The 8,547-nt window shown below is 57.0% G+C and carries 5 protein-coding genes; all 5 read left to right on the forward strand.

Going from position 1 to position 8,547, the window contains the following annotated elements; translation table 11 throughout:
• The first annotated feature begins 36 nt into the window (after nucleotides 1-36).
• The 5 genes from GTW25_RS19285 to GTW25_RS19305 all read left to right on the forward strand — a co-directional run bounded on the left by GTW25_RS19285 (nucleotide 37) and on the right by GTW25_RS19305 (nucleotide 8,362).
• Entirely contained in the window at nucleotides 37-327 is a 291-nt protein-coding gene (locus tag GTW25_RS19285; RefSeq protein WP_252913910.1) for an XRE family transcriptional regulator, read from the forward strand.
• A gap of 93 nt (nucleotides 328-420) precedes the next feature.
• Nucleotides 421-3,522 carry an HsdM family class I SAM-dependent methyltransferase gene (locus GTW25_RS19290; protein ID WP_252913911.1) on the forward strand — a complete coding sequence of 1,034 codons (3,102 nt, stop codon included), beginning with the start codon at nucleotides 421-423 and terminating at the stop codon, nucleotides 3,520-3,522.
• The gene (locus tag GTW25_RS19295) at nucleotides 3,503-4,159 is read left to right on the forward strand and encodes a hypothetical protein (protein WP_252913912.1); all 657 of its coding nucleotides are present in this window, start codon (nucleotides 3,503-3,505) and stop codon (nucleotides 4,157-4,159) included. The genes GTW25_RS19290 and GTW25_RS19295 overlap by 20 nt, the downstream gene beginning before the upstream one ends.
• The gene (locus tag GTW25_RS19300) at nucleotides 4,156-5,433 is read left to right on the forward strand and encodes a YiiX/YebB-like N1pC/P60 family cysteine hydrolase (RefSeq protein WP_252913913.1); all 1,278 of its coding nucleotides are present in this window, start codon (nucleotides 4,156-4,158) and stop codon (nucleotides 5,431-5,433) included. The genes GTW25_RS19295 and GTW25_RS19300 overlap by 4 nt, the downstream gene beginning before the upstream one ends.
• A gap of 52 nt (nucleotides 5,434-5,485) precedes the next feature.
• Nucleotides 5,486-8,362, forward strand: a complete 2,877-nt coding sequence (locus GTW25_RS19305; protein WP_252913914.1) for an SEC-C metal-binding domain-containing protein — start codon at nucleotides 5,486-5,488, stop codon at nucleotides 8,360-8,362.
• Nucleotides 8,363-8,547: the final 185 nt, after the last annotated feature.

The following is an 8,547-nucleotide window of genomic DNA, read 5'->3' on the forward strand; positions in this document are numbered from 1 at the left end:
TGTGGTAGTCTCATTAAATCATGGGTGAAGGATGCCGTGACCTACGACGATTTCATCATCGAACTCAACAAGGCGGGGCTCACTATCCGGCGCTTCGCAGAACTTATGAGCATGCAACCGAATTCAGTTTCCAATAACAAGAAGAAAGGTGATGTCCCAGTCCATCTGGCGGTGATCGCGAGCCTCCTTGCCGAAATGGCAAGTCAAGATATCGATTACACCCCGATTTTCGAACGCCTCGAGCCCGGCAAGAAAAAGCCACGCGGTGCCGCCAAGGCCGGAAAATTTGCAGGTGACCCGCAAGGGGTGCTGGAGCTGGATAAATGAGCGCGAGGGTCGCCCACAAAACTACAATGTTCTTGATATGTTCTATTTTGTGCGATACTGATGCCGATCCCATGACGCGAGAGGAGGTGAGGCATGGCGGATAGCTTCGCTTCGCACTGGCGGGACGCCCTCGCGCTCGATCGTCGGACGGCGCCCGAATTTTACACGTCTCCTGCCGATGTGGAGCCGGGACCGCATGCTGATGCGATCCGCTTTGTCTTGTCCGATCTTGGCCTATCTGCTGTCTTCTGCATTGAGGACGTTCCGACGGTCGGATTTCTGAACGAGCCAGATGTATCGCTCGCCCGGATCGACGAATTGCACCGGATTCTCTGGAATCAGGGCCTGATGAGCCTGTTGCTCGTCCTCAAGGAGGATGAGCTTGTCGCCTATTCGCTTGTCCAGAGGCCATTCCAGCGTCAGGAGGGCCAGCACAGCGATCCTCGTCTGATTGTGACCCTATCGCTTCTTTCGGATGCGCTGAAACTTCGGGAATTGATCGATTCGACGGAGTCCGGGCGGTTCTGGTTCGAGAACGACAAATATTTCGACCCCGATGATCGTGTCGATAGCGTGCTGCTGTCAAACCTGCTGGAGGCGTTTCGCGACATGCGGGGCGATCTCGGTGGCGAGGCCGCCCAGGCGCTGCTGATGCAGACGATGTTCATCGCGTATCTGGAAGATCGCAAGATCATCAAGGAGGTGGTGTTCCAAGAGGCGTCCAACAGAACATGTTCCAGTCTCGCGGAGATGTTGGAGGCAGATTCTCCGGCCTACTTCGAGGCGCTGTTTGTATGGTTGAAGAGCGCGTTCAACGGCAACCTCTTCAATGCCCCCTGCGCCTTCGAAACAGGCGATGCGACGCCGCCGAAGCTGGCGGTGCGGCATCTGCGGACGCTGGCGCGTTTCCGGCATGGACGTGAAGAGATGGCGTCCGGCCAGCTTCGTCTATGGGGCTATGACTTCCGGTATATGTCGATCGGCCTCATCAGTGCGGTTTATGATCGCTTCCTGAAGGAAGAGGCCGAGAAAAAGAGCGCTGACGGCGCCTTCTATACGCCGATGTTCCTAGCTGATGTCGTCGTTAATCAGCTTTGGGATGATCTGTCGGACGAGCAGCGGGCAAAAGGCGTGTTCTGCGATCCAGCATGCGGGTCGGGGATTTTTCTTGTCCGATTGTTCCAGCGCCTTGTCGCGCACCATTGCCGGATCAAGAACAAACGTCATGCCTCGTGGAATGAACTGAAGTCTATTGCGTGCCGGTTGCATGGGGGGGACATAAATCCCTCTGCCGTCCGTGTAGCAGCGTTCTCGCTCTACATCGCGCTACTGGAACAATCCAACCCGCCCGACCTGGAGGCGCTTCTGAAGGCCGGGAAGCTCTTGCCGTCGCTCTACGGCGACACGTTGCTCCCGGCGTCGGATTTCTTTGCGCTTGTGGATACACCGAAATTCGATGCGGTCGTCGGGAATCCCCCTTGGAAGGGGCGGAGCGGCCAGATCACGACCGCCCAGATATGGGCAAGCGCCAACGGTTATCCCGATCCTGCCAAGGATATTGCCTGGGGCTTCGTCTGGAAGGCTCTGAAGGTGGTCAAGCCGGACGGGCTTGTTGCGTTTCTGCTGCCGGCGATGGGGGTTCTGCACAATACTTCGCAAGAGGCTCAGGATGCGCGACGACGGCTTTTGCGCGATGCGCGGGTCAGGCGGATCGTGAACCTGTCGGATCTTTGTTTCCAGTTGTTCGATGGCGCGCAACGACCGACGGCGTTCGTGCTTTATGCACCAGCTGAGGGCGGGCAACCACCCTATCGCTTCGAATATTGGGTGCCGAAAGCCGATCTCAATCTGCGGCTCAAGCGGTTGATGACCTTGTCGCGTGCGGACCGTCTTCGCTTCCGCTCGGACCTGGTCGGTGAAGACCCGACGCTGTTCAAACGCCGGCTCTGGACGCGTGGTCCGGAGGAAACGCTGCTTCAGTATTTGCGGACCATTCCCGCGCTGAACACGTTCATCAAGGAATACAAGGACGTCCGCAAGGCCAATGCCACGGTCGATCGGACGAAGGACTGGGTCATCGGGCAGGGGTTCAAGCCTGCTCAGGAAGATCGGCTAGACGATCCCGACTACGATACCACAACGGCGGAAATCGTCACCCGTTTCCCGTTTTTGAACGCCCGTGCTTTCCGATCGATAGCCCTCCCAACGGTGGAGACTGGTCCTTGGTCCACGTCAACTGTCCACCGCGCGGGCTTTGCCGATGGTTTTGCCGGCCCGCACATCCTGATCCCCCAAGGTGTCGAGCGTTCTATCGGCCGTGTTCGCGCTGCTTATTGCGATCAAAGCCTTGTATTCCAACACTCTATTCAGGCTATCGCTTTTCCTGAAACGGAAACGCGTGTTGCGAAGATTTTGACCGCTGTCCTGAACAGCAGTCTGGCGGCTTGGGTTTATTTCCACGATACCGCCAATCTCGGTGCTGACCGTGCCAAGGTGCATCAAGGCGAATTGTTGAAGCTGCCGTTCGACGCAGCGGTGAATATGCCCGATCCGGTAAGGGCCGCGGTCGCGGAGGAGAAAATCATCCAACTGATCGATCGGGAAGTGGCGAAGGCCGATGAGTTGTTTTCACTACAATCCGACCCTCTCGATGAAATCGATCACTTGGTCTTCGATTACTATGGTCTGGATGCGCACGAAATCGCGCTGATTGAGGACACCTTCCGATACATTATTCCTGCGATGCAACCTCGGCGTAGCGCGGGTCTGCAAAAAATCTGGGCCAATAGCAGATACGAGCACCGCGCCGCCTATGCCGCCACGCTTCGCGAGGCTCTTGCACCCTGTTTTCGGCAACCTATCCAAGCGTCGCTCGCCGCCAAATCAGCTGATGTCGCGGTTTTGAGACTGACCATCGCTTCCGGGGGCGATGAATATGGGGAAGGGGTATCTCCAGAGGTCGAACAGTTCCTTCAGTCGATCCAAGCTAATCTACCGGTGCGCCTGCCGGGGAACGTGCAGCTGGTGCCAGATCTTCGCTTCGTGATCGGGAGCGACATGTATTTGGTCAAGCCGATGCAACTTCGACATTGGCTGAGATCGACAGCCTTGGCGGATGCGGAGCAGATTGCAGCCGAGTTTACTGCTGCCGTCGCTCGCCATGGCAAGGCTGGTGGTGAATATGCTGGCCGGTGATCTAAACGCATGGCTCCCCCATTTTCGAAGCCTTGAGGAACGCATCGCCGATGCGGTCGAAACTGCATGGCCTATCTGCATTGCGCCGCTGCAATCCAAAAAGAATGCGATGACGCATGAGGATCACATCACCGAGCACCTCGTTCAGTCATTGATCCGAACAAAGCTGGTGCCGGGGCGGATCATCTATCAATACACTTTGCTCGCCGAGGATGGCAGCGGTAACGTATCGGCGCCGAGCAATATCGACTTCGTCCTGACCATCGGTGATGATGAGGATGTCTATCTGGCCTGCGAATGCAAACGGCTGAATGTCCCCTACAAGACCGGGGTGCGTGCGTTGGTCGGCGAATATGTCGATGAAGGGCTGATGCGATTTGTAACCGGCCAGTATTCCAGCGGCCTGCCATTGGCGATGATGCTGGGCTACGTTATGAATGCGAAATCGGATGTGGCAAGACGTGGCGTCAAGAGAATTCTAGCACTTCGATCCGCTACCGTTGGGCTTCAGTCTGAACGGGATGCTCCTATTGTAAGTGGTCGCCCCATCCGCTTCCATACAATACACGCTTGTGTCCCTGGCCATGTAATTGAAGTTGGTCATACCTTATTGGCTTGGCCCTGGGATAGTGTATGAAACGTATCAAGATCGACAGCGTAAGACCGGGAGATATTCTCTTTACGGCGCGCCCTGGGAAGACCAGCAAGAAGATCCGGTTCGCAACCGATGGTGTTGTATCTCATGTGATGATTTGCGTGCAGCACGGTTCCTTTATCGATTCAACTTCGGATGGTGTGCAAGCACGTAATCTTCAGCGTGAGCTGTTTGAAGACGAAGAACAAGCGTTTCACTTCCGGATGATGAATCCGCCTAGCCGCGAAGTTCTCAGTCAGATCATAAATTATGCCCGGGCTGAGGTCGGCGCCCGCTATTCCATCCGCGAAGCAGCGCGCTCAGTCACTGCAATTCGTAAGCCGAGATCACGAAGACAATTCTGTTCGCGCTTAGTTGCAAGAGTGTACAAGATGGCAGGTGTCGATCTTGTCCCGGATGCAGATTACTGCTCCCCGGAGGACCTTCGGCGCAGTTCACTGTTGACAGAGCTGCCTGTAGAATTTGAGTTGGTTTCGGATGAAGAACTCGCGTGGATGTCCGATCGTCCAGACCCGATTCGGCTCACCCATGTTGCCCAGAACGCTGTGCTAAACGCGGCGCGTTCAGTCGATCCTGAGGTAGAGAATTTTAATGATCTATATGGTTTGCTGGTAAGGCGTCCTGACGTTGATCATGTGATTGCGGCTGCCCTTAAAAGCAGCGGTTACCTCGACCTCTGGAGGATGGAAGTCGAGAAGCATCCGTGGCGCTACGACCACAAGCAAATGGACAGACTTTCCGCGTCGCCCGAGGTCGTGCGAGACTATTGCATAGCTACTCTCAAAGAGGCCTATAGCGGCGGCGTTCGCTTCGCGATCAACCTCGTCCAGCTTCGGGCGCTACAACGACAGTGCCCGCGCGAGTCGTTCTGCCTCGAGATCGTGCTTTATGAAATGCTTGTGCACAACGATCAGAGCCGCCGGGAGATCGCTTATGATTGGCTGAAAAGACACTACCCCGATCAACTCAGACTGCACATGGAGGAGATCGAGCCCCATACTCCGTACTGGTGGTCGATAATCGATCTTGTTGAACCGCATCTCGCAGCTCTATCGCGACATGTCGTTGCTTCGGAAGGCAGCACCGAAGTTTGCACGTCATGTGGGGATCAGCCCGCTAACTTCTTCCGTCTGGTCAACGGTGCGGAGATCATGCCCGGAGTGCCATCCTTGCGTCTTTGCGACGACTGCATCGAAATTCGACGTGGTATGGGCAACGTATTGGTGCCGTTTCTTGCTGGAGCTGAAGAAACGTGACGGATAATACCGTGAGGTTGGCGCACCATTTGAGTAAGCGGAGTCTTTGTCTTTGAGCCAAGCGGAGCAGCAGGGAGCCAGAGCCAATGTACTGGATCCGGTACAGCTTGTTCGGATCGAAGCTTTACATCGCGGCTTCCTTTTTCAACACCTGTACACCGTGCAGTGTCTGCTGTCGGCGGCGGCGTTGTCGATAAAGCGTGTCAACGTTGAGAGCGATGAAGATGTCGAGGTGCAGTTTGAAGGGCGGCACATCTACGTTCAGGTTAAGCATAGGAAAGAATCGCTCGCCTGGAACGATATCGAAGATGCCGTAACACGCTTTGGAGAATTGCGCGCCGCTCATAAGCGCGGTGAGCGGAGCGGGGAGCCAGCATTCCTTATTGTTAGCAATGCCGCGCCCAATGGCCCTCTCGCGGCCAAGATCGCCGCGACGGATTGGCCGACAGATGTACGGGTCGATTGGCCGTTGGCCGATCCCGACACAAGGATTCTGCCGTCCCCACAAGCGTCGCTTCTCGAAGTGGCGAAAGCCGCCGGCCAGATGGCGGAGGACTTGCCGTTTGCAACGCTCGCACCGGAAACCCTCGTCTGGAAATTGGCCGGTGTTGTGTCTCTCGCTGCCACCGGAGAATACGAGCATCTGGACCATACTTTCGAAACCGCAAAGCTTCCCAGCCTTTTCGAACAGCTCGTAGTGCAGTTGCAAGATCTGCCTCTGCCGCCGTCTCCCTACCGGGTTCAGGAGCACGAACCCGACCTGTTGACAGGAGACAGGGTCAGGTTGATCGTCGGCTATTCGGGGGCCGGTAAGACGTCGTGGCTGGCGCAATCTGCGCAGCATGCTCCAGGCGATTTGGTGTACATCGATACCGCCGATACACCCGGTGCCGCCCTCGCCAACACCGTTGCTCGTGAAGTCGCTGGTCGCGTGTTCGAGACGGGTCATCGTCTTGGAGAGATATTTTTGCCTGGGGCCTCTGGACGAGAAGTTCTCCAGATTCTATCCCGCCGGCTGGCTGAGCAGGGTCAGGTCGTCACCGTCGCGCTCGACAATGTTCACCAACTGTCGGCGGACGATCTGATGGGGGTGATCCAGTCAGCAAGGGATATGCGCTTTGTACTGTTGGGACGTCCCGAAGGCGAAGTTCCCGCACTTGAGGCACTTCTCGGCGTCGCCCGCGAGGCTTTGCTGGGATGGGCACCCGATACGGTGGCAGCCGCCGTACATGAGGAAGGTTGCCAGGGTGATGCCGCCGATTGTCAGCGATTGATTTATCTTACCGGCGGACTTCCGCTTTTCGTTTTGAATGCAATCTCGGTTGCAAAGTCTGACTACGATGGTTCGCTGAAGCGGCTATGTGCGGATCTTGCACGTTCAGCACACACAAGAGAAATCGCTCAGGACCTCATCCTCGGGCGGGTCTTTGACCGGCTTCCCCAGGCGGTGGCAAGTGTCGCTGAACTTCTTAGCCTCTGCGATGCGCCCCTGACGCGCGGGGAGATACGGTTCTATGTCGGGGCAGCCAGAGGTCCCGATCAGGCAGTCTTCGATCGCTCCCTTCGCCACCTGGTAAGTCAGGGTTTGCTGCAGGTCTTTGCCAACAATCGCATCAAGCTCCACGATGCTGCGCGCGCAGTCGGGAAGGGGCGGCTCCTCCTCCACGGTGCCGAATGTGTGAAGGCTCGACAGGAAGCGTTGAGAGGTGTCGTACAGAAGAGCCTTCTAGAGAGCTGGCACCCGGCGAAGCTCTCGCTCTTTCTCCGGCTGACCGGGGAGGTCGGTCGCCTCGATGTACTGGTTGAGATGGCGACCGAAGAGCTCTTCCACGAAATGGGCGTCTGGCCCGAGGTTGAAGCCTACCTCGTGCACGGCGCACAGGACGATGCTGTTCCCCCCGATCAGCGGATCAAGGCGCTCGATGGGCTGGCATTCGCCGATATCAAAGCCGGTTCCGACCGCGCCGCTTCGTGGCTCGACCAGATGGACGCTCTGATCACTGCCCACGATCTAGGAGCCGAGGAGCGGCTCCGCGTCGGAATGAAGCGGATGAGCCTCCTGGCTAGCAAAGGTGACCGGCGTGGCGCGATGCGTCTGGTGACAGATCTCACGCCTGTCGTCAAAGATCTCCCTTCCGGACATCAGCGTGTGTTTGAGTACAATGTCGCTTGCGCCGAACTCGCACTGGGCGATGCGGACGCCGCGGCCAAGCGGGTCCAGCCGCTAATCAGAGACTATTATGAGCTGATCGGCCTGACGCCCGAGATGGTGATCGGGAACAATGCACCTGACCTATCGCAGATGCTGAAAGAAGGTACGGACGTCGATGATGTCAAGCATCTTGCGGACGCCCTTGACGTGCTTGCAAAGGCGCGAGACGCTCAGGGTCAACCTTCACCTTTCGCGCGAATCCACGCCCTGAAATTCTACGATCTGGCGCGCGCGCCCGACTCCCTGTTCCGGGTGGGGCAGGATCTCGTGGACCAATTCATCAGCAAGCGCGACTTCGACGGCGCGCTCAACATGATGGAGGCCATCGTTCTGCCGCAACTCAGGCAGTGGAAGCTGGCCGACTATATGATCACGGTGCGCTCGCAGTATGCGGTGGTCCTAGCCTATTGCGGAAGATTTTCTGAAGGCGAAGACGAGATGGCACGGTTAGAGCCCTATGAAGCCGGTCTTCCTTCTCGCGTGCGGGAAGAACTCCAGAGCCAGCGGGAATTGATCGCACAACTTCGGGCGTTTGGACCACCTCCAAAATGGGTGCCCCCTCCGGGCATGCTTGAAAGCCTCGCTCGTCGTTTCGGAAAAGAAGAGCGCATTCGTGACACGCCGCCACAACCTGCACGCCGCAAGATCGGGCGCAATGAACGATGTCCCTGCGGATCAGGCAGAAAGTTCAAACATTGCCACAGGCGTGGCGACTGACGCCGGTGCCGTGCTCAAACGGCGACTTCTACCGAATGTCGGTATCGGTGGTTGCTTGCCCCCGCAACCAACAATCCCCATGTACGACCCGGAGACATGGGTAACAACCTCGTGCCGAACGGGTTGTCGATGGTCTGCAGGGTTCTCTGTTCCAGGTCGATATATCCCAGATCATAGTGCATGAA

Origin of the sequence: Aliihoeflea aestuarii, assembly GCF_024105665.1 — a bacterium.
GTDB classification, from domain to species: domain Bacteria; phylum Pseudomonadota; class Alphaproteobacteria; order Rhizobiales; family Rhizobiaceae; genus Aliihoeflea; species Aliihoeflea aestuarii.

Excerpts from the sequence above, each read along its gene's own strand:
- GTW25_RS19290 (WP_252913911.1), top strand. The coding sequence starts at position 421 with ATGGCGGATAGCTTCGCTTCGCACTGGCGGGACGCCCTCGCGCTCGAT.
- GTW25_RS19300 (WP_252913913.1), top strand. The coding sequence starts at position 4,156 with ATGAAACGTATCAAGATCGACAGCGTAAGACCGGGAGATATTCTCTTT.